General features: G+C 75.9%; 4 protein-coding genes. All 4 read left to right on the forward strand.

The window, feature by feature from the left end; genetic code table 11:
* Positions 1 to 1192, forward strand: a 1192-nt coding sequence (entS, locus tag E6U81_RS36915) for an enterobactin transporter EntS (protein ID WP_136234366.1), incomplete at its 5' end; no start/stop codon positions are given.
* Between the two features lie 73 nt (positions 1193 to 1265).
* Positions 1266 to 15590, forward strand: coding sequence for a non-ribosomal peptide synthetase (locus E6U81_RS36920; RefSeq protein WP_136234367.1), 14325 nt, complete (start codon positions 1266 to 1268; stop codon positions 15588 to 15590).
* A complete protein-coding gene (locus E6U81_RS36925; protein ID WP_240804238.1) occupies positions 15587 to 22795 on the forward strand; it encodes a non-ribosomal peptide synthetase in 7209 nt (2402 codons plus the stop codon). Before E6U81_RS36920 ends, E6U81_RS36925 begins: the two co-directional genes overlap by 4 nt.
* Positions 22796 to 22890: 95 nt before the next feature.
* Positions 22891 to 23724, forward strand: a complete 834-nt coding sequence (locus tag E6U81_RS36930; RefSeq protein ID WP_136234368.1) for a 2,3-dihydro-2,3-dihydroxybenzoate dehydrogenase — start codon at positions 22891 to 22893, stop codon at positions 23722 to 23724.
* Positions 23725 to 23748 lie beyond the last annotated feature (24 nt).

Raw genomic sequence — 23748 nt, forward strand, 5'->3', positions numbered from 1 at the left:
CGCGCAGGTGTGGGGCATGAGCCGGTCCACCTTCCAGGTGGCCGTGGTCAGCATGATCATGAGCGTCAGCGTGCTGATCGGCTCGCTGTGGGGCGGCGTGATGGCGGACCGTACGGACCGGCGCACGCTGATCCTGTGGGCGCGGGGCGCCGCCGCGCTCGCCTTCGCGGGCCTCGCCGTCAACGCCTACCTGCCCGAACCGACCCTGTGGGCGATCCAGCTGTGCGTCGCCTGGGACGGGCTGGCGACCGGCGTCAGCGTCACCGCGCTGATGGCCGCCGCTCCCGGCCTGGTCCGCGACGACCAGCTGCCGGCCGCCGGTGCGCTCATGTCCCTCACCGGCGAGATCGGCTCCATCAGCGCGCCGTTCCTGGGCGGCGTGCTGCTGGCCGCGTGGGGTCCCGCGCCGGTGTTCGCCTTCACCGCGGTCACCACCGCCCTCACCACCCTGCTGATCACCCGCGTCCGCCCGCTGCCCCCCGGCGTCGCAGAGGACGAGGAGGACGGTGACGGCAAGCGCTTCCGGTCCCCGCTTGCGGCCTTCCGCTTCGCCCTGCGCGACCGCGTGGTGGGCGGCCTGGTCCTGCTCGGCGGCGTGACCGCGGTCTTCAACGTGCCCGTGGTGCTGTTCCCGGAGATGGTGGACCGCCGGTTCGACGGCGGCGAGGTCATGCTCGGCCTGCTCTACACCGCCCCGGCGGTCGGCGCCGTCCTGGTCTCGGCCACCAGCGGCTGGCTGGGCCGGGCCGCCCGCCCCGGACGGCTGCTGCTGGCCGCCGCGTTCACCGGCGGCCTGGCCACCCTCGGCTTCGGGCTGAGCGGCGACCCCGTGCTCGCTTTCGCCCTGCTGGCCGTCGGCGGCGCCGCCGGAACCGTGTACGAGATCCTCGAGTACGCCCTGGTGCAGCACCACACGCCGGACCACATGCGCGGCCGCATCGTCAGCGTGATCACCGCCCAGGGCACCAGCGGCGACATCGTCGGCGACGCCGAAGTCGCCGCGATCGCCCGCTGGTTCAGCCCCGCCGGGGCCGCGATCCTCAACGGCGCGATCTGCGCCGCCGCCGCCGTCGCGGTCGCGGTCGCCGTACCCGGACTGCGCAAGGCCACCCTCCCCGCGCCCGGCGCGGACGACGACGCGCCGCCCGGCGCCGCGGACGCGGCCGACGCCCCGGCCGCCCCGCGCGTCTGATCCCCTCCGCCGCCCTTCACACCCCCGGCCGACCGCCGTCCCGGTCCTGCCGACGACCACTGGAGCACCACCCATGAGCGACCGCACCCCCCAGCGTCTCCCCCTCACCGGGGCCCAGACCGGCGTCTGGTACGGCCAGCGGCTCGACCCGGAGTCCCCGGTCTTCAACGTCGGCCAGTACGTCGAGATCCAGGGCCCCCTGGACCCCGACCTGTTCACCACCGCGCTGCGCCGCACCGTCTCCGAGTGCGAGGCGCTGACCGTCACCTTCGCCGAGGACGCCGCCGGGGAGCCGTACCAGCTGACCCGCCCCGGTCCGGACGCCGGGCCGGTGGTCGTCCCGGTCCTCGACCACACCGGCCAGGACGACCCGTACGGCACCGCGCTGTCCCTGATGCGCCGTGACATGGCCACCCCGGCGGACCCGGCGAAGGACCCGCTCCACTGCTTCAGCCTGCACCGGGTCGCCCCGGACCGGACCCTCTGGTACCAGCGGGTCCACCACATCGCCCTCGACGCCTACGGGTTCTCCCTCGTCTCCCGGCGCACCGCCGAGGTCTACACGGCGCTCGCCGAGGGCCGCGAGCCCGGCCCCTCCCCCTTCCCCGGCCTGTCGGCGATCCTCGACGAGGAGGCCGCCTACCTCGGCTCAGACCGCCACACGGCGGACCGGGCCTACTGGCGGGAGCGGCTGGCGGAGCTGCCCGAGCCGGCCCCGCTGAGCGGCGCCGCGCACCCCGCGGCGCACTCGTTCCTGCGCGCGCACGCCGAGCTCGGTCCCGAACCGACCGGCCTGCTGCTGGCCGCCGCCCGCTCCGTGCGGGCCAGCTGGGCCGACGCCGTGACCGCGGCGTTCGCCGCCTGGCTGCACCGGGCGGGCGGGGCCCGCGACGTGGTGCTGTCCCTGCCGGCCATGGCCCGCCTGGGCTCCGCGGCGCTGCGCGTCCCGGCCATGGTGGTCAACGTGCTGCCGCTGCGGGTCGCCGTGCGGCCGGGGACCCCGTTCGGCGAACTGGTCGCCGACGTCGCCGCCGGGGTGCGCGGTCTGCGCCGCCACCAGCACCACCGGGCCGAGGACATCCGCCGCGAGCTGGGTCCCGGCCGCCCGGAGGGGGCCGGCGCGTTCGGTCCCATGCTCAACGTCAAGGCCTTCGACTACGGCCTGGACTTCGCCGGGGCGCCCGCCACCGTGCACAACGTCGCCGCCGGCCCCGTGGACGACCTGACCCTCGGCGTCCACCACGACGAGGCCGACGGCCGGATCCGGCTGGAGCTGGACGCCAACCCCGACGCCTACGACCCGGACGCGGCGGCCGCGCTCCTCGCCGAGTTCGCCCACTTCCTGCAGGCCTGCGCCGAGGGCGGTGCCGGGTCCCCGGTCGGCCGGCCCGACCTGCTCGCCCCCGCGGAGCTGGCGGCGGCCGTCGCCGCCGGCGGCGACACCGCCCGTCCCGTACCGGCCGGCCCCGTCGTGGCCGCCTTCGAGGAGGCCGCGCGCCGCCACCCCGCGCTGCCCGCCGTGATCGCCGGGGACACCGTCCTCGACCACGCGGAACTGCACGCGCGGGCCGACCGGCTGGCCCGCCTGCTGATCGCGCGGGGTGTCGGCCCCGAGTCCTTCGTCGGCCTGGCCCTGCCCCGCAGCGCCGATCTGGTCGTGGCGCTCCTCGCGGTGCTCAAGGCGGGCGGCGCGTACCTGCCGCTGGACCTCGAATACCCGGCGGACCGGCTCCGCTTCATGGTGGACGACGCCCGCCCGGTGTGCGTGCTCACCACCCTGGACAGCGCCGCCCTCGCCCCCGACGCCCCCGGTACCGAGCGGATCGTGCTGGACTCCCCCGACACCCTCGCCGAGCTGGCCGCGCTCCCGGCCGTTTCCGTCACCGACGCCGACCGGACCGCCCCGCTGACCGGCTCCCACCCCGCGTACGTGATCCACACCTCCGGCTCCACCGGCCGCCCCAAGGGCGTCGTCGTCCCGCACGAGGCCCTCGCCAACTTCCTGCACATGCAGTCCGAGGTGCTCGGCCTCGCCCCCGGGGACCGCCTCGTCGCGGTCACCACCGTCTCCTTCGACATCCACGTCCTGGAGATCCACACCCCGCTGCTGTGCGGGGCGACGATCGTCCTCGCCGACCGCGACACGGTCCGCGAACCGTCCGCGCTGGCCGCCCTGGTGGACGCGCACCGGCCCGCCGTCATGCAGGCCACCCCCTCGCTGTGGCACGCCCTGTTGGAGGACGGCCGGCCCGCCGCGCTGTCCGGCACCCGGGTGCTGGTCGGCGGCGAGGCGCTGCCCGCCGCGCTCGCCGAGCGCCTCGCCCGCACGGCCCGGTCGGTCACCAACGTGTACGGACCCACCGAGGCGACCGTGTGGGCCACCTCCGCCGACCTGGCGGCGGACCACACCGGCGTCCCCGGCATCGGCCTGCCGTTCTGGAACACCCGCGCCCACGTCCTGGACGCGGCGCTCCGCCCGGTCCCGGCCGGCCGCGCCGGCGAACTGTACCTGGCCGGCGCCCAGCTGGCCCGCGGCTACCTGGGGCGTCCGGCCCTGACCTCGGAGCGGTTCGCCGCCGACCCGTTCGGCCCGGCCGGCTCCCGCATGTACCGCACCGGCGACCTGGTGCGGCGGACACCCGACGGCCGCCTGGAGTTCCTGGGCCGGGCCGACGACCAGGTGAAGCTGCGCGGGCACCGGATCGAGCCCGGCGAGGTCGAGGCGGCGCTCGCCGCGGCCGCCGGCACCGGCCGGGCCGTGGCCCTGGTACGGGAGGACGAGCCCGGCCGGCAGATGCTGGTCGGCTACGTCACCCGGGCGGCCGACGGCTCCTCCCCCGACCCGGTCGCGGTCCGGCGGGCCGCCGCCGAGGTGCTGCCCGCCTACATGGTGCCGGCCGCGGTCGTCGTGCTGGACGCGCTCCCGCTGACCGCCAACGGCAAGGTGGACCGCAAGGCGCTGCCCGCTCCCGCAGCGGGTGCGGCCGGTGCACCCGGTGGCGGACGCGCTCCGCGCGGGGCCCGCGAGGAGATCGTCACCGGCGTCCTCGCCGACGTCCTGGACACCCCCGGACTCGCCCCGGACGACGACTTCTTCGCGTTCGGCGGGCACTCCCTCCTGGCCTCCCGCGCGGCCGCCCGGCTGCGGACCGCACTGGGCACCGACTGCGCGATACGCGACGTGTTCGAGGCCCGGACCGCCCGGGCCCTCGCCGCCCGGCTGGGCGGCCGGACCGCGGCGGCGGCCCGCCGCTCCCCCGCCCCGGCCGACCGGCCGGCCGTGCTGCCGCTGTCGTACGCGCAGGCGCGGCTGTGGTTCATCGACCAGCTGGAAGGACCGTCCACCACCTACAACATCCCCTTCTCCGTACGGTTCGAGGGCCGCCTGGACGCGGACGCCCTGGCCGCGGCCCTCACCGACACCGTGGCCCGGCACGAGGCGCTGCGCACCGTGTTCGAGGAGCGGGACGGCGTGCCCGCGCAGCGGGTGCTGCCGGCGGACGGCGCCGGAGTGCGCCTGCACGTGGTGGAGGCCGCAGGCGCGGACGACACCGGGACCGCGGTTGCGGCCGCGCTCGGGCACCGCTTCGACCTCGCGGCCGGCGCCCCGGTCCGGGTGACCCTGGTCCGCCCCGCTTCCGGCGCCGGGGACGTGCTGGTGGTGCTGCTGCACCACATCGCCTCCGACGAGTGGTCGATGGGCCCCTTCCTCGCGGACCTGACCCGCGCCTACGAGGCCCGCGGCGCGGGCCGCGCCCCGGAGTTCGCCCCGCTGCCCGTCCAGTACGCCGACTACGCGCTGTGGCAGCGCGAGCTGCTCGGCGACACCGCCGAAGCGGGGTCGACCGGCGCCGCGCAGGCCGCGTACTGGCGCCGGACGCTCGCCGGCGCGCCGCCGGAGCTCGACCTCCCCGCGGACCGGCCCCGCCCGGCCACCGCCGCCGAGGCCGCGGCCGGCGCCATGGTGCACCGGCCGGTGCCGGACGACGTCGCCGACGGGATCCGGCACCTGGCCCGGGAGACCGGCACCAGTGTCTTCATGGTGGTCCACGCGGCGCTCGCAGGCCTCCTGCACCGGCTCGGCGCGGGCCAGGACGTCGTCCTCGGCACACCCGTCGCGGGCCGCTCCGACAGCGCGCTGGACGACCTGGTCGGATTCTTCGTCAACACCCTCGTGCTGCGCACCGACCTGAGCGGCGACCCGACGTTCGCGGAGCTGCTGTCCCGGGTGCGGGCCGCCGACCTGGCCGCCCTGGACCACGCCGACCTGCCGTTCGACGCGGTGGTGGAGGCGGTGTCTCCCGAGCGGTCGCCGGTGCGCCACCCGCTGTTCCAGACGATGGTCTCGCACAGCACCGTCAGCCAGGACCTGCGCACGCTGTTCGGGCTGCCCGCGCGGGTGGACCGGATCGACCCGGGCGCCGCCAAGTTCGACCTCGACGTCACCTTCTCCGACTCCGCGCACGGCACCGGCCTGGAGCTGGAGGTGTTCTACGCGACGGCCCGCTTCGACGCCGCCACCGCGGAGGCCTTCACCGACCGGCTGCTGCGGATCCTCGCCGAAGCCGTCGCCTCCCCCGAACGGACCGTGTCCGGCTGGCAGTTGCTGGACAGCGATGAACGCTCCGCGCTGGAGCGGTGGAACGCCACCGGCAGGCCGGTCGCCCCGGAGCCGGTGACGGCCGTGTTCGCCGCGAGCGCGGCCGCCGCCCCGGACGCCACCGCCGTGGTGGCGGGAGCCGAGCGGCTGTCCTTCACCGAACTGGACGAGCGGGCGGGCCGGCTGGCCGCGCTGCTCGCCGCCGCCGGAGCCGGCCCGGACACCGTGGTGGCGCTCGCCGTCCCCCGGTCCGCGGACACCGTGGTCGCCCTGCTCGCGGCCCTGAAGGCGGGGGCGGCATACCTGCCGCTGGACCTGGACCACCCGGCCGACCGGCTCGCCTTCATGCTCGGCGACGCCGCGCCGGTGTGCGTGGTGACCACGCGGGCCGCCGCCGGGCGCGTGCCGGGCGTACCGGCGCTGGTGCTCGACGACCCGCAGACCGCGGACCGGCTCGCCGCGGCCGTGCCCCTGCCGCAGGTGCCGGTGCACCCGGAGCACGCCGCGTACGTCATCTACACCTCGGGGTCCACGGGCGTGCCGAAGGGCGTGGTGCTGCGGCACGCGGGCCTGACCCGGCTCTTCCGCGACCACGAGCGCGACCTGTACGGGCCGGTCGCGGCCCGGCTCGGCCGGCGGGTGCGGGCCCTGCACACGGCGTCGTTCTCCTTCGACTCCTCCTGGGAGCAGCTGCTGTGGCTGGTCGCGGGACACGAGCTGCACGTCCTCGACGAGTTCGGGCGCCGCGACGCCGAGGCCGTCGTCGCGTACGTGCGCGAGCAGCACATCGACGCCCTGGACGTGACGCCCTCGTACGGGCGCCAGCTGCTCGACGCCGGTCTGCTGGCCGGCGCGTGGCGGCCGCCGCTGTTCCTGCTCGGCGGCGAGGCCGTGCCGCCCGGCATGTGGGCGGAGCTGCGCGAGGTCCCGGACGTCGAGACCGTCAACTACTACGGACCGACCGAGTTCACGGTGGACGCACTCGTCGCGCGGGTGACCGACAGCCCGTCCCCGGTGGTGGGCCGGCCGCTGGACAACACCCGGGCGTACGTGCTGGACGCGCGGCTGCGTCCGGTGCCGGCGGGCGTGCCCGGCGAGCTGTACCTGGCCGGTGAGCAGAACGCGCGGGGCTATCTGGGCCGGTTCGCGCTGACCGCGGAGCGGTTCGTCGCCGACCCGCTCGGGGCGCCGGGCACGCGCATGTACCGCACGGGCGACCTGGCGCGGTGGCGGGCGGACGGTCTGCTGGAGTTCCTGGGCCGGGCCGACGACCAGGTGAAGATCCGCGGTTTCCGGGTGGAGCCGGGCGAGGTGGAGGCGGCGCTGGCCGCGCTGGAGGGGGTGTCGGCGGCGGCGGTGCTGGTCCGCGAGGACCTCCCGGGCGCCGCCGGACTGCCGGAGCTGGTCGGGTACGCGGTGGCGGACTCGGCCGAACCGGAGGAGCTGCGGCGGCTGCTGGCGGCGGTCCTCCCGGAGCACCTGGTGCCGGCCGCGGTGGTGGTGCTGCCGGCGCTGCCCGTGAACGTGAACGGCAAGCTGGACCGGGCGGCGCTGCCGGTGCCGGGCCCGCGGGCGGCCGGGGAGTCCCGGGCGCCGCGCGGCGCGGCCGAGGAGCGGATCGCGGCGGTGTTCGCCGAGGTGCTGGGGCTGGCCTCGGTCGGTGCGGAGGACGACTTCTTCCGGCTGGGCGGCCATTCGCTGCTGGCGACGCGCCTGGTCGCCCGGATCCGGGCCGCCGGTACGGCGTGCTCGGTACGGGACGTGTTCGAGGCGCGCACGGTGGCCGGTCTCGCGGAGCGGCTGGCGGGCCGGGGCGGCGCGGGCCGCCCCGAGCCGGTGGCGGCGGTGCGGCCGGAGCGGCTGCCGATGGCCTTCGCCCAGGCGCGGCTGTGGTTCCTGGACCGGCTGGACGGCGCGTCGGCGACGTACAACGTGCCGCTGGCACTGCGGCTGACCGGGCCGTTGGACGTGGCCGCGCTGCGGACGGCGGTCGCCGATGTCGTGGCCCGCCACGAGGCGCTGCGCACGGTGTACGGCGAGGACGCGGCGGGCCCGTACCAGCGGGTGCTGGAGCCGGGTGGGACGGACGTGCCGTTCGCGGTGGCGGCCGTACCGGCCGGCGGGGCCGACGCCGCGCTGGACGAGGCCGCCGGGTACGCCTTCGACCTGGAGCGGGAGCTCCCCGTCCGGGTGACCCTGCTGGAGGAGGGGCCCGAGGCGCACACGCTGCTGGTGCTCTTCCACCACATCGCCTCCGACGAGTGGTCGACGGGTCCGTTCCTGGCCGATCTCGCGCACGCGTACGCGGCGCGCTGCGCGGACCGGGCGCCCGAGTTCGCGCCGCTGCCCGTGCAGTACGCCGACTACGCGCTGTGGCAGCGGGAACTGCTGGGCGAGGCCTCGCAGCCGGGTTCGGTGGCAGCCGAGCAGTCCGCGTACTGGCGCGGTGCGCTGGCCGGGATCCCGGCCGAGCTGACGCTGCCCGCGGACCGCGGCCGCCCGGCGGTGCCCTCGCACGAGGGCCGGACGGTGACGGTGGGCCTGCCGGAGCACCTGGTGGCCGGGCTGGAGGCGCTGGCCTCCTCCTCGGGGACCACCATGTTCGCGGTGGTGTCCTCGGCGGTGGCCGCGCTGCTGCACCGGCTGGGCGCGGGCGAGGACCTGCCGCTGGGCTTCCCGGCGTCGGGGCGCTCGGCGGAGTCCCTGGACCCGCTGGTCGGGTTCTTCGTGAACACCCTGGTGCTGCGGGCCGACCTGTCCGGGGACCCGGACTTCGCGGAGCTGCTGGCGCGTACGGCGCGGGCGGCGACCGGGGCCCTGGACCACGCCGACCTGCCGTTCGACGCGGTGGTCGAGGCGGTGGCCCCGGAGCGCTCGCTCTCCCGGCACCCGCTGTTCCAGACGATGGTGGCGTACGAGGGCGGGGCGGCCGTGCCGGCCGGCCTGTTCGGCGGGGCGGTGACGGCGCGGGAGACGGCGGTCGGCGCGGGCGCCGCCAAGTTCGACCTGGAGGTGCTGTTCCGGCGCACCCCGATCGGGATGACGTGCGGGATCCGGTACGCCGTCGACCTGTTCGACGAGCCGACGGTGATGGTGCTCGCCGGGCGTCTGGTCCGGCTGCTCGACTCCGTGATCGCGGATCCCTCCGTACGGCTGTCGCGGATCGCGCTGATGGACGGGGCCGAGCGGGAGCAGATCCTGTCCGGGTTCAACGACACGGCCGTGGCACTGGACGGCCCGGCCACCCTCGCCGACCTGGTCGCCGCGGGCGCCGACCGCGCCCACGGCCCCGCCCTGGTCTTCGAGGGAACCGAAACCTCCCGCCCCGACTTCGAAGCCGCCGTCAACCGGCTCACCCGCCTCCTCATCGGCCGCGGCGTCGGCCCCGAGTCCATCGTCGCCGTCGCCCTCCCCCGCTCCGCCGACCTCCTCATCGCCCTGCACGCCGTCGTCCGGGCCGGCGGCGCCTACCTCCCGCTCGACCTGTCGCTGCCCGCGGAGCGGCTGGCGTACATGACGGCGACCGCGCGTCCGGCGTGCCTGGTGACCGACGCGGCGTCAGCGTCGGCCGTTCCGGCGGCCGACGGGACGGCCGCGGTGCTGCTGGACGCTCCGGGGACGGCCGCGGAGCTGGCCGGGCTGGCGGCCGGTCCGGTCGCGGAATCGGAGCGTACGGCTCCGCTGCGGCCGCACCACCCCGCGTACCTGATCTTCACGAGTGGTTCGACGGGCCGGCCGAAGGGTGTGCTCGTCGAGCACGAGGCCATCGTCAACCGGCTGGAGTGGATGCAGCACGCCTACGCGCTGACGGCGCGGGACCGGGTACTGCAGAAGACCCCGACGGGCTTCGACGTCTCCGTGTGGGAGCTGTTCTGGCCCCTCGCCCAGGGCGTCCCCCTCGTCATCGCCCGGCCCGACGGCCACAAGGAGCCGGCGTACCTGGCGGGTCTGATCGCCGCACAGCGGGTGACGGTCTGCCACTTCGTGCCGTCGATGCTGGGCGCCTACCTGGCCGAGCACACGATCGACGCAACGCCCTCGCTGCGGCTGGTCGTGTGCAGTGGCGAGGCGCTGACGACCGATCTGACGGACCGGTTCCACGCCCACAACGCGCACGACGCGGAGCTCGCGAACCTCTACGGCCCCACCGAAGCCGCCGTCGACGTCACCGCACACACCACCACCCCCCACAACCCCCACCCCACCGCACCCATCGGCACCCCCGTCTGGAACACCCAGACCTACGTCCTCGACCACCACCTCAACCCCGTACCCCCCGGCACCCCCGGCGAGCTCTACCTCGCCGGCACCCAACTCGCCCGCGGATACCTCAGCCGACCCCACCTCACCGCCGAACGCTTCACCGCCAACCCCCACAGCACCACCCCCGGCGCCCGCATGTACCGCACCGGAGACCTCGTACGCCAAACCCCCGACGGCACCCTCCACTACCTCGGCCGCACCGACCACCAGATCAAACTCCGCGGCCTGCGCATCGAACCCGCCGAAATCGAAACCACCCTCACCACCCACCCCCACCTCACCCACACCACCGTCCAACTCCGCGAAGACACCCCGGGAGTCCAGCACCTGGTGGCCTACGTGGTCCCGGCGGCCGGGATGCCGGAGCCGGACGAGGCGGAGCTGCGGGGGTGGGCGGGCGACCGGCTGCCGGAGTACATGGTGCCGAGCTTCTTCGTGACGCTGCCCGAGCTGCCGCTGTCGCCGAACGGCAAGCTCGACCGCAAGGCGCTGCCCGCCCCGGAGCTGCCCGAGGCCGGTGCCTCCCGGGCCCCGCGCGACGCCCGCGAGGAGATCGCCGCGGGTGTGCTGGCGGACGTGCTGGGCCGGCCGTCGGTCGGAGCGGACGACGACTTCTTCGCGCTCGGCGGGCACTCCCTGCTGGCGGCCCGGGTGGCCGCCCGGCTGCGGGAGGCCCTGGGCAGGGAGTGCGCCGTACGCGACGTGTTCGAGCTGCGGACCGCGGCCCGGCTGGCCGCGCGCCTCGCCGAGCGCGGCGAGGGGTCGGGCGACGGCCGCCGGCTGCCCGTGCTCGCCGAGGCGCCCGCCCGGCGCACCGACCGCCCCGAACTGTCGTACGCGCAGCACCGGCTGTGGCTGCTGGACGCGCTCCGCGGCACCGGCACCGTCTACAACGTGCCGGTCGCGGTGCGGCTGCGCGGCCCGGTCGACGCGGAGGCGCTGCGCGCCGCCGTGCAGGACCTGGCCGCCCGGCACGAGGTGCTGCGCACGGTGATCTCGGAGGAGGACGGCCGGCCGTACCAGCGGGTGCTGCCCGCGGAGCGGGCCGTGGTGCCGGTGGAGGTACGGGACGTACCGGCCGGCCGGCTGCGCGCCGAGGCGGAGGCCGCGGGGTCGTACGCCTTCGACCTGGAGCGGGACCTCCCGCTGCGGGTGACACTGCTGCGGGCGGCGCCGGACGACGCCGTGCTGCTGGTACTGCTGCACCACATCGCCACCGACGAGGCCTCCACCGGCCCGCTGCTCGCGGACCTGTCGGCGGCGTACGCGGCGCGCTGCGCCGGCCGGGCACCGGAGTTCGCGCCGCTGCCGGTGCAGTACGCCGACTACGCGCTGTGGCAGCGGGAGCTGCTCGGCGAGGCCGCCGACCCGGGGTCGGTGGCCGCCGCCCAGGCCGCGTACTGGCGTGAGGCTCTGGCCGGGATCCCGGCCGAGCTGGAGCTGCCGGCCGACCGCGGCCGTCCGGCGGAGCCGACGTTCCGGGGCGACGTCGTGCCGTTCACCGTCCCCGCTCCCACGGCGGACGGGCTGGCACGGCTCGCCCGTACGACCGGGGCGACCCCCTTCATGGTGGTGCACGCGGCGGTCGCGGCCCTGCTGCACCGGCTCGGTGCGGGCGAGGACATCCCGCTCGGCAGCCCGGTGTCGGGGCGCGGCGGGCCGGAGCTCGACGGGCTGGTCGGGTTCTTCCTGAACACCCTGGTGCTGCGGACGGACGTGTCCGGCGACCCGCGGTTCACCGAGCTGGTGGCCCGGGTCCGGGACACGGCGCTGGCCGCCTTCGCCCACGCCGACCTGCCGCTGGAGGCGGTCGTCGAGGCGGTGGGTCCGGAACGGTCCCGCGCCCGCAATCCGCTCTTCCAGACGATGGTGACCTACCACTCGGCGCCGGAGTCCGCGCGGGAGCTGTTCGGTTCTCCCGCCGAGGAGTTCTGGGTGGAGACCGGCGGGGCGAAGGTGGACCTGGAGCTCGCCTTCGGCACCCTTCGGCCGGGCAGCGGCTTCGAGGGCGGGATCCGCTACGCCGCGGACCTGTTCGACGCCTCGACGGTCGAGGCCCTCGCCGGGCGGCTGGTGCGGCTGCTGGAGGCGGTGGCGGGCGATCCGTCGCTGCCGCTGTCGGCGATCGCGCTGATGGACGGGGCCGAGCGGGAGCAGATCCTGTCCGGGTTCAACGACACGGCCGTGGCACTGGACGGCCCGGCCACCCTCGCCGACCTGGTCGCCGCGGGCGCCGACCGCGCCCACGGCCCCGCCCTGGTCTTCGAGGGAACCGAAACCTCCCGCCCCGACTTCGAAGCCGCCGTCAACCGGCTCACCCGCCTCCTCATCGGCCGCGACGTCGGCCCCGAGAGCATCGTCGCCGTCGCCCTCCCCCGCTCCGCCGACCTCCTCATCGCCCTGCACGCCGTCGTCCGGGCCGGCGGCGCCTACCTCCCGCTCGACCTGTCCCTGCCCGTCGACCGGCTCACCTACCTGCTGGACAGCGGCGGCCCGGTGCTCACGCTGGCGGACGCCGCCTCGGCCGCGCTGCTGCCGCCCGGTCCGGACGTCCCGCTGGTCGTGCTGGGCTCGCCGGTGGTGGAGGCGGAGCTCGCCCTGCAGGCGGACGGCCCGGTGGCGGACGCGGAGCGGATCGCGCCGCTCCTGCCCCGCCACCCCGCCTACGTCATCTTCACGAGTGGTTCGACGGGCCGGCCGAAGGGCGTGCTCGTCGAGCACGAGGCCATCGTCAACCGCCTGGAGTGGATGCAGCACGCCTACGGACTCACCCCGGCCGACCGGGTGCTGCAGAAGACGCCGACGGGCTTCGACGTCTCGGTGTGGGAGCTGTTCTGGCCGCTCGCCCAGGGCGTCCCCCTCGTCATCGCACGGCCCGACGGCCACAAGGAACCCGACTACCTCAACACCCTCGTCCTCGAACAGCAGGTCACCGTCTGCCACTTCGTGCCGTCGATGCTGGGCGCCTACCTGGCCGAGCACACCATCGACAGCACCCCGTCGCTGCGGCTCGTGGTGTGCAGCGGCGAGGCCCTGACCGCCGACCACACCCGGCAGTTCCACGCCCACAACGCGCACGACGCGGAGCTCGCGAACCTCTACGGCCCCACCGAAGCCGCCGTCGACGTCACCGCACACACCACCACCCCCCACAACCCCCACCCCACCGCACCCATCGGCACCCCCGTCTGGAACACCCAGACCTACGTCCTCGACCACCACCTCAACCCCGTACCCCCCGGCACCCCCGGCGAGCTCTACCTCGCCGGCACCCAACTCGCCCGCGGATACCTCAGCCGACCCCACCTCACCGCCGAACGCTTCACCGCCAACCCCCACAGCACCACCCCCGGCGCCCGCATGTACCGCACCGGAGACCTCGTACGCCAAACCCCCGACGGCACCCTCCACTACCTCGGCCGCACCGACCACCAGATCAAACTCCGCGGCCTGCGCATCGAACCCGCCGAAATCGAAACCACCCTCACCACCCACCCCCACCTCACCCACACCACCGTCCAACTCCGCGAAGACACCCCGGGGGTACGCCGGCTGGTCGCCTACGTGGTGCCGGCCGAGGGCACCACCGTCGAGGTGGAGGAGCTGCGTGCCCTGGCGGCCTCCCGGCTGCCCGAGTACATGGTCCCGTCGGTGTTCGTGCCGCTGGAGCGGCTCCCGCTGTCGGCCAACGGCAAGCTCGACCGCAAGGCGCTGCCCGCGCCCGCCCTCCCGGCGGCGGCGGTCGCCGCCGCGGCCGCCGCACCTGCGGCGCCCGTCGCGGCAGTCCCGGCCGGGGAGCCGGTGGACGTGCTGCGGGCCCTGGTCGCCGAGGTGCTGGGCCTGCCCGCTGTCGGCCCGGACGACAACTACTTCGAGCTGGGCGGCGACAGCATCGTCTCCATCCGGCTGGTGGGTCTGGCCCGGAAGGCGGGGCTGACCATCTCGGCCCGGCAGGTCTTCCAGCATCCGACGCCGGCCGCCCTGGCAGCGGTCGCCACCCGGCGCGCGGACGCCCCGGCCGCGCCGGCGCGTCCCGTGGACGGCGGGCCCGGCCCGCTGCCGCTGCCGCCGGTGGCGCAGTGGCTCGCCGAACGCGGCGGCCCCTTCGCCTCGTTCGCGCAGGCCCGGCTGGTGCGGCTGCCGGCCGGCACGGACCGGGCGGCCCTCACCGCCGCGCTGCAAGCCGTACTGGACCACCACGACGGTCTGCGGCAGACGCTCACGGTGGCCCGGCCCGGTGTGTGGAGCGCCGAGGTGCGGCCCGTGGGCGCGGTCGCGGCCGGGTCGGTCCTCGACGCGGTGGACGCGGCGGGCTGCGACGACGCCGAGCTGCGGGAGCTGCTGGCCCGGGAGTCCGGGCGGGTGTCGCGGCTGCTGGACCCGGAGTCCGGCGTGATGCTGCGGGCGGTCCACTTCGACCGCGGCCCGGCCGCCTCCGGCCGGCTGCTGCTGGCCGCCCATCACCTGGTGGTGGACGAGGTGTCCTGGCAGATCCTGCTCCCGGACCTGCGCGCGGCGCACGAGGCCGTCGCCGCGGGCCGGAGTCCCGCGCTGGAGCCGGTGCCGACCTCCCTGCGGACCTGGACCGGGCACCTGCTCGCCGAGGCGCAGGCCCCGCGGCGGACCGCGGAGCTGGACCACTGGCTCGCCGCCTCCGCGGCGGCGGCGCCGCTGCTCGCGCGCCGCCCGCTGGACCCGCGTACCGACACCGTCGCGACGGCCCGGAAGCTGACCGTGCGGTCCTCTGCGGAGCGCACCGCGCCGCTCCTTCGGGAGGTGCCGACGGCCTTCCACGGCACGGTCGGTGACACGCTGCTGACCGCGCTCGCCCTGGCCGTCGGCGATCTGGCGGCCCGCCGCGGGCTGCCGTTCGGGGACGGCTTCACGGTGGACCTGGAGGGTCACGGCCGGGAGCAGGAGCTGCTGCCGGGTGCGGACCTGACCCGGACGGTGGGCTGGTTCACGGCCATCCACCCGCTGCGGGTGACGGCCCGGTCCTACGACGCGGCCGGCGTGCTGGCCGGGCGGGACGACGCGGGCGCCGCCCTGAAGGAGGTCAAGGAGCTGCTGCGGCAGGTCCCGGACGGCGGTGTCGGCGCGGGCCTGCTGCGGTACGCGAACCCGTCCACGGCGAGGCTCTTCGACGGCTCGGGCCGGCCCGAGGTGCTGTGGAACTACCTGGGCCGACAGACCGGCGCCGCGGATCCCGACTGGGGTCCGGCGGCGGAGGCCGACTCCCTGGCGGCCCGGCCGGATCCGCTGCTGCCGCTGTCGCACCCGCTGGAGATCACCACCGAGATCGGCGACGGCCCCGAAGGCCCCGAACTGACCGCGACGTTCACGTGGGCGGGCGAGGCCGTCCCGCAGACGGACGTGGGGGAGCTCGCGGACGGCTTCCTGGCCGCCGTGGACGCCCTCGCCGCTTGGGCGGCACACGGCACCACCGGGGGGTACACCCCCTCGGACCTCGACCTGGTCGACCTCGACCAGGACCAGATCACGATGCTCGAAGACATGTGGAGGGCACAGCAGTGACCCAGGCCAAGATCGAGGACATGCTTCCGCTGTCCCCCTTGCAGCAGGGCATGCTGTTCCACTCGCTGTACGACGGCGCCGCGCCGGACGTCTACACCGTGCAGGTGTCGGTGTCGCTGGCCGGGCCGGTGGACGCGGAGCGGCTGGAGCGGGCGGGCGCCGCCCTGCTGCGGCGCCACCCCAACCTGCGGGCCGGGTTCTGGCACGAGGGGGTGCCGCAGCCGGTGCAGTTCGTGCCGGCCGAGGTGCCGTTCGCCCTGGACCGGGTGGACCTCTCCGACGACCCGTCGCCGTCCGCCGTGCGCCGCGTGGAGCGCGCCGAGCTGGCGAAGCGGTTCGCCCTGCACCGGCCGCCGCTGCTGCGCCTGGTGCTGGCCCGGCGCGGGCCCGAGGACCACCTCCTGGTGGTGACGGTGCACCACATCCTGGTGGACGGCTGGTCGATGCCGCTGCTGGTCGGCGACCTGCTCGCGCTGTACGAGGCCGACGGCGGGACCGGCGGTCCGGGCCCGGTCCGCCCGTACAAGGACTACCTGCGGTGGCTGAAGGCGCAGGACGCGCCGGCCGCGGAGGCGGCGTGGCGGCAGGCGCTGGCCGCGCTGGACGGGCCGACGCTGGTGGCCGCGGCCGATGCCGGCCGGCTGCCGGTACGGCCGGGCGTGCACCGGCTGGAGCTGACGGCGGAGGCCACCGCCCGGCTGACGGGGGCGGCCCGGCGTCTCGGCACCACGCCGAGCACGCTGGTGCAGGCGGCCTGGGGGCTGCTGCTGGGCTCGTTGACGGGCCGCGACGACGTGGTCTTCGGGCTGACCGTCTCCGGGCGGCCCGAGGAGATAGCCGGCGTCGAGGCGATGGTGGGCCTCTTCATCACCACCGTGCCGGTCCGGCTGGCGGCCCGCCCGTGGGACACCGTGGGCGGGCTCGTACGCCGCTTCCGGGACGAGCAGAACGGCCTGCTGGCCCACCACCACCTGGGGCTGCGGCTGATCCAGAAGCAGGCGGGCGGCGGCGAGCTGTTCGACACGCTGGTCGTGGTGGAGAACTACCCGGTGGACCCGTCCGCCCGTCCGGCACTGTCCGACGGGGTCCGGGTGGCCGGCGTCGAGGCCCGTGACGGCACGCACTACCCGCTGACCCTGGCGGTGAACCTGGACGAGCGGGCCGAACTGGCCGTCGAGTACCGGCCGGACCTGTTCGACGCGCGGGCCGCGGCCCGGATCGCGGACCGGCTGGCCGGCCTGCTGGAGCAGTTGGCCGGGGACCCGGACACCACGGTGGGCTCGCTGCGGATGCTCGCGGGCGACGAGCCGGGCGCGCTGCGGGCGGGGCTGCGCGGCGAGGCCCGCACGGTTCCGTCCGGTACGGTCGCGGACCGGTTCGCGGAGCAGGCGGCGGCGACCCCGGACGCGTGCGCGGTGGTCTCCGGCGACGGGCGGCTGACGTTCGCCGGTCTGGACGCCCGGGCGAACGCGCTGGCCGGGCTGCTGGCGGGGCGGGGCGTGGGCCCCGAGGACGTCGTGGCCCTGGCCGTGCCGAGATCCACGGACGCGGTCGCGGCGATCCTCGCGGTGCTCAAGACGGGCGCCGCCTACCTGCCGCTGGACCTGGACCACCCGGCGGACCGGCTGGCGCTGATGCTGGACGACGCCCGGCCGGCCTGCGTGCTGACCACCTCGGCGGCGCTCGCGCTGCTGCCGGCCGACGACGGCGAAGGCGACGGGGCGGGCGTCCCGCGGATCGTGCTGGACGCGCCGGACACCGCGGCCGGACTGGCCACCGCCCCGGCCGCCTTCGCCGCGCCCCGCCGGCCGCTGCCCGGCCACCCGGCGTACGTGATCCACACCTCGGGTTCGACGGGCGTGCCCAAGGGCGTCGTGGTGACCCACGGCGGCCTGTCGGCGCTGTACGCCAACCACGTCGCGGCGGTGTTCGGGCCTGCGGTGGCCGCGGCCGGCGGGCGGCGGCTGCGCGCCCTGCACACCGCGTCCTTCTCCTTCGACACCTCCTGGGAGCAGCTGTTCTGGCTGGTACTGGGGCACGAGCTGCACGTCCTGGACGAGACGGACCGGAGGGACGCCGAGTTCACGGTGGCCTACGTCCGCGAGCGGCGGATCGACGCGCTGGACGTCACGCCGACGCACGCGCAGGCGCTGCTGGAGTGCGGGCTCCTGGACCGCGGCGCGCACCGGCCGGGGCTGGTGCTGCTCGGCGGCGAGGGCGTGCCGGACACCCTGTGGAAGCAGGTCCGGGACACCCCGGGGGTGATGTCGGTCAACCTGTACGGGCCGACCGAGTACACGGTGGACGCCCTGGCGGCCGACCTGTCCGTGTCCGCCGCCCCGGTCGTGGGCCGGCCGATCGGGAACACCGCGGCGTACGTGCTCGACGGTGCGCTGCGGCCGGTGCCGGAGGGCACTCCGGGTGAGCTGTACCTGGCGGGCGCGGGTGAGGCCCGGGGCTACCTGCGGCGGCCCGCCGCAACGGCGGAACGTTTCATCGCAGACCCGTTCGGGTCTCCGGGCGGACGCATGTACCGCACCGGCGACCTGGTGCGGCTGCGCCTCGACGGGGAGCTGGAGTTCCTCGGCCGGGCCGACGACCAGGTGAAGATCCGCGGGCACCGGGTGGAGCCGGCCGAGGCGGAGGCCGCGCTGGCGGCCCTCGACGGGGTGGCGTCGGCGGCCGTGGTGGTCCGCGAGGACACCCCGGGCGTGCGCCGGCTGGTCGGCTACGTGACCGGCACCGCCGATCCCGAGCAGGCGCGCAAGCAGCTCGGGGAACGCCTGCCGGAGTACCTGGTGCCGTCCGCCGTGGTGGTGCTGCCCGCCCTGCCCATGACGGTGAACGGGAAGCTGGACCGGGCGGCGCTGCCGGCCCCGGTGCTGACCGGCGCGGCGTCCTCGCGGGCCCCGCGCGGACCGCGCGAGGAGGCCCTGTGCGCGGTGTTCGCCGAGGTGCTGGGCGTGGAACGGGTCGGCGCCGACGACGACTTCTTCGCTCTGGGCGGCGACAGCATCGTCTCGATCCGGCTGGTGGCGCGGGCCCGCAAGGAAGGCCTGCTGCTCTCCCCGCGGGACGTGTTCGAGCACCGTACGCCGGCCCGGATGGCCGAGTCGGCCGCCGCCGCGGACTCCTCGGGCGCGACCGGTGGCGACGCCGGATTCCTGTCCGGTACGGGTCCGCTGGTGGAGCTGTCCGAGGCGGAACGGGCGGTGCTGGAGGGCGCGTTCCCGGCGGCGGGCGAGGTACTGCCGCTCTCCCCGCTCCAGGAGGGCCTGTACTTCCACGCCCAGTACGACGACCGCGGCCTGGACGTCTACCTGATGCAGAACTTCGTGGAGCTGCTCCACGAGGTGGACGCTCCGGCGCTGCGGGAGGCCTTCGACGGTCTGCTGCGCCGGCACCCGAACCTGCGCTCCGGCTTCCGCCACGAGGGGCTGCCGCAGCCCGTCCAGGTCGTTCCGTCCGAGTGGGACCTGCCGTGGCGGGAGCTGGACTGGTCCGGCCTGGACCGGTCCGGACAGGACGCCGCCCTGCAGGAGTTCTCGCTGGCCGACGCGGGTGAGCGGTTCGACCTCGGCGCTCCTCCGCTGGTGCGGGTGACGCTGATCAGGATGGCCGCCGACCGGTGGGTGCTGTGCGTGACGCAGCACCACATCCTGACCGACGGCTGGTCGGAGTCGCTGTTCTTCGAGGAGCTGTTCGCCCTGTACGGGGCACGGGGCGACGAGTCGGTGCTGGCGCCGGTGACCCCGTACCGCGACTACCTGCGGTGGCTGGCCGCGGTGGACACCGAGGACGCGGTGCGCGCCTGGCGCGGCCACCTCTCGGGGCTGGACCAGGGCACGCTGGTGGCGGAGGCCGACCCGGCCCGGCCGCCGGTGACGGCGGAGGTGGTGGACCTGTCGCTGGACGAGGAGTCCAGCGACCGGTTGCGGGAGTTCGCGCGGGGCGCCGGGATCACCCTGAACACGGTGCTGTCCACGGCGTGGGCGATGGCCCTCGCCGGGATGACCGGCCGGGACGACGTGGTCTTCGGCGCGACGGTGTCGGGCCGCCCGGCGGGCCTGCCGGGCGTGGACCGGATGATCGGCATGTTCATGAACACCCTGCCGTTCCGGGTGTCGCTCAGGCCGGCGGAGCCGGTGCGGGACCTGCTGGTACGGATCCAGGCCGAGCACGCCGACCTGCTGCCGCACCACTACACGGGCCTGGGCCGGATCCAGCGCGAGACCGGCATCGGAGCGCTCTTCGACACGCTGTACGTGTTCCGCAACACCCCGCTCGACGACTCCGCCCGCGAGGACGCGGTCGCCGAGCACCACATCGGGTGGACGCACAGCGTCGACGGCACCCACTACCCGCTGACCCTCGCGGTCACGCCGGGGCGGGCGCTGGAACTGACCCTCGCCTACCGGCCCGACCTGTACGACGCGGCGACGGCCGAGCGGCTGGCCGGCCGGCTGGCGCTGCTGGTGCGCGCGATCGTCGCGGACGGCTCGGTCCCGGTGGGCCGGCTGCACACCCTTCCGGAGCCGGAGCGGGCCGGGCTGCTGGAGCTGGGCGACGACACCGGGCACGAGTTCCCGGACGTGTCGGTGGCGGACCTGTTCGCCGCGCAGGCCGCCCGTACGCCCGGGGACACCGCCCTGGTCTTCGAGGACGAGCGGCTGACCTACGCCGAACTGGACGCGCGGGCCAACCGGCTGGCCCGGGCGCTGCGGGCCCGCGGGGCCGGTCCGGAGCAGGTGGTGGCCCTGGGCCTGCCGCGCTCCGCGGACTTCGTGGTCGCGCTGTTCGCCGTACTGAAGACGGGCGCCGCCTATCTGCCGCTGGACCTGGACCACCCGGTGGACCGGCTGGCGGCCATGGTCGAGGACGCGGGACCGCTGTGCCTGGTGACGGTGGACCCGGTGGCCGGCCGCGTGCCGCGGGTGGACGGGGTCGCGCTGCTGGAGCTGGACGCGCCGGACACCCTCGCGGAGCTGGCCGCCCTGTCCGACGGGGCGCTGGCCGCGGCGGAGCTGACCGGGCCGCGGGACGGCAGGCACCCGGCGTACGTGATCTACACCTCGGGTTCGACCGGCCGCCCCAAGGGCGTCGTGGTGCCGTACGCGGGCCTGACGAACATGCTGTCCAACCACCGCGAGCGGATCTTCGCTCCGGCGGTGGAGCTGGCCGGCGGGCGCCGGATGAAGGTGGCGCACACCGTCTCCTTCGCCTTCGACATGTCGTGGGAGGAGTTCTTCTGGCTGGTCGACGGGCACGAGGTGCACGTCATCGGCGAGGAGCTGCGGCTGGACCCGGCGGCGCTCACCGCGCACTACGACCGGGTGGGCATCGACGTGGTCAACGTGACCCCGTCGTACGGGCAGCAACTGGTGGACGCCGGTCTGCTGGACGCCGGACGGCACCGGCCGGCGCTGTTCCTGCTCGGCGGCGAGGCCGTCCCGGACTCGCTGTGGACGCTGCTGGCCGAGACGGACGGCACTATGGCCTACAACCTGTACGGGCCGACCGAGTACACCATCAACGCGCTCGGCGCCGACGTGGCCGAGAGCGCCGGCTCCTGTGTGGGCCGTCCCATCCACAACACCCGCGCCTACGTGCTGGACGGGGCCCTGCGGCCGGCTCCGCACGGGGTTCCGGGCGAGCTGTACCTGGCGGGCGCGGGGCTGGCCCGCGGCTACCTGGGCCGGCCGGCGCTGACCGCCGAGCGGTTCGTCGCCGATCCGTTCGGGGAGCCGGGCACGCTGATGTACCGCACCGGGGACCTGGTGCGCTGGCGGGCCGACGGCGGCCTGGACTATCTGGGCCGCGCCGACGACCAGGTGAAGATCCGCGGATTCCGGATCGAGCTGGGCGAGATCGAGTCCGTGCTCGCCGGGCTCCCGGAGGTGGCCGCCGCCGCGGTGGTGGTGCACACCGGTCCGACGGGCGTCGGGCGGCTCGTCGCCTACACGGTCCCGGCCGCCGGTGCGCCGGGCGGACGGAACGCCGAACCGGCCGCGCTGCGGGCCCGGCTGGCGGCCGCGCTTCCGGAGTACATGGTGCCGGCCGCGTTCGTGGAACTGGCCGCGCTGCCCCTGACCGTGAACGGCAAGACGGACCGCGCGGCGCTGCCCGCGCCGGACTTCGGCGACGGCTCCGGCCGGCCGCCGAAGGACGCCCGCGAGGAGGTCCTGGCCCGGGTGTTCGCGGAGGTGCTCGGCCTGGAGCGGGTCGGCGTGGAGGACAACTTCTTCGCGTTGGGCGGCCATTCGCTGCTCGCGATGCGGCTGGTCGGCCGGATCCGTGACGAGCTCGGGGTCGGCATCCAGGTGGGTGCGGTGATGTCCGCGCCGACGGTCGCCGACATCGCCGCGCGGATCGCCGGTGACGCCCGCGACGACGCGCTGCGGGTGCTGATGCCGCTGCGCGAACGGGGCACCGCGCAGCCGCTGTTCTGCTTCCACCCGGCGTCCGGCTTCGCCTGGCAGTACACCGGCCTGCTGCGCCACCTGGACCCGGACCGGCCGGTGTACGGGCTCCAGTCACCGGGGCTTGCCGGGGAGCTGCCCGAGGTCGCGGACGTCGCCGAGCTGGCAGAGCTGTACCTCGCGGAGATCCGCACCGTGCAGCCCGAGGGCCCGTACCACTTCCTCGGCTACTCCTTCGGCGGGACCGTCGCCCACACCCTGGCGGCTCTGCTCCAGGAGCGCGGCGAGGAGGTCGCCTTCCTCGGCCTGCTGGACGCCTACCCGCCGGAGATCGAGGACTGGTCGTACGCGGACGCACCGGACTGGCGCGAGCGGCTGGAGCGGGAGGAGTCCGGGTTCCTGCTGTCGGTGGCCGGGCTGGACGCCCAGGAGGGGGCGGCGGCGGACCGGGACGAGCGGATCGCCGCGATCCGCGACAGCCGCGGCCTGCTCGCCGGGTTCGACGAGCACCTGCTCGACGCGATCGTGTCGGTGAACGTGCACTGCGTACGCCTGCTGTCCCGCAGCCGGAGCCGCCGCTACCGCGGTGACGTGCTGTTCTTCACCGCCGCCCGGACCACTCCGGCGGACGAGGCCCCGGCCCTGGTATGGCCGCCGTACCTCGACGGCCGGCTCGACGAGCACGTCCTGGACCTCGGCCACGACGAGCTGATGTCCCCCGCGGCACTGGGCGAGATCGGGCCGCTGGTGGCCCGCGCGCTGGCCGCGGGCCGCACCGACGCCTAGGGCGTCCGGTCCGGGCCGCCCGCCGAGGGCGGCCCGGACCGGACCCCACCCGCACCACACCACACCACCGGAAGCACCCTTGTTTGGAGGACGAGATGCCTGAAGCCGCAGCCCCCGGGCACGCGCGGTTCGCGGGCCGGGTCGCGTTCGTGACCGGCGCCGGCCGGGGCATCGGGGAGGCGGTCGTCCGCACCCTGTACGCCCACGGCGCCTCGGTGTTCGCCACCGACATCGACGGCGAGGCCGTCACCGCGCTCGCCGGACGCCTCGCCGAGGAGGCGCGCGCCGCCCACCCGGACGGCACCCCGCCGCCGGGCCGCCTCCTGCCCCGCCGCCTGGACGTGGCCGATCCGGACGCGGTCCGCACCGCCGTCGCCGACGCGGTCGCCGCATTCGGGCCGGTCGACATCCTGGTGAACGTGGCCGGGGTACTGCACACCGGCCCGGCCACCGCGGTCGACGACGCAGCCTGGGAGCGGCTGTTCGCGGTGAACGCGGGCGGCGTGTTCCACACCGCCCGGGAACTCGCCCCGGCGATGGCCGAACGGGGCCGCGGCTCCATCGTCACGGTCGCCTCCGACGCGGCGGGCGTACCGCGCGTCGGCATGGCCGCATACGCCGCTTCCAAGGCGGCCGCCACGATGTTCACGAAATGCCTGGGCCTGGAGTACGCCCGCAGCGGCGTCCGCTGCAATGTGGTCGCGCCGGGATCCACCGACACCGCGATGCAGCGCTCCCTGTGGGAGGACGACCGCGTTCCGCACCGGGTGCTGGAAGGCGACCCGGGCCGCTACCGCAACGCGATCCCGCTCGGCCGGATCGCCGACCCGGCGGACGTCGCCGACGCCGTCGCCTTCCTCGCCTCCGACGAGGCCCGCCACATCACGATGCAGCAGCTGTACGTGGACGGCGGCGCCTCCCTGCGGTGACGGGCCGCGCCCCCGGCACCGCCA

Source organism: Streptomyces sp. A0592, from assembly GCF_004795115.1.
GTDB classification, from domain to species: Bacteria; Actinomycetota; Actinomycetes; order Streptomycetales; family Streptomycetaceae; genus Streptomyces; species Streptomyces erythrochromogenes.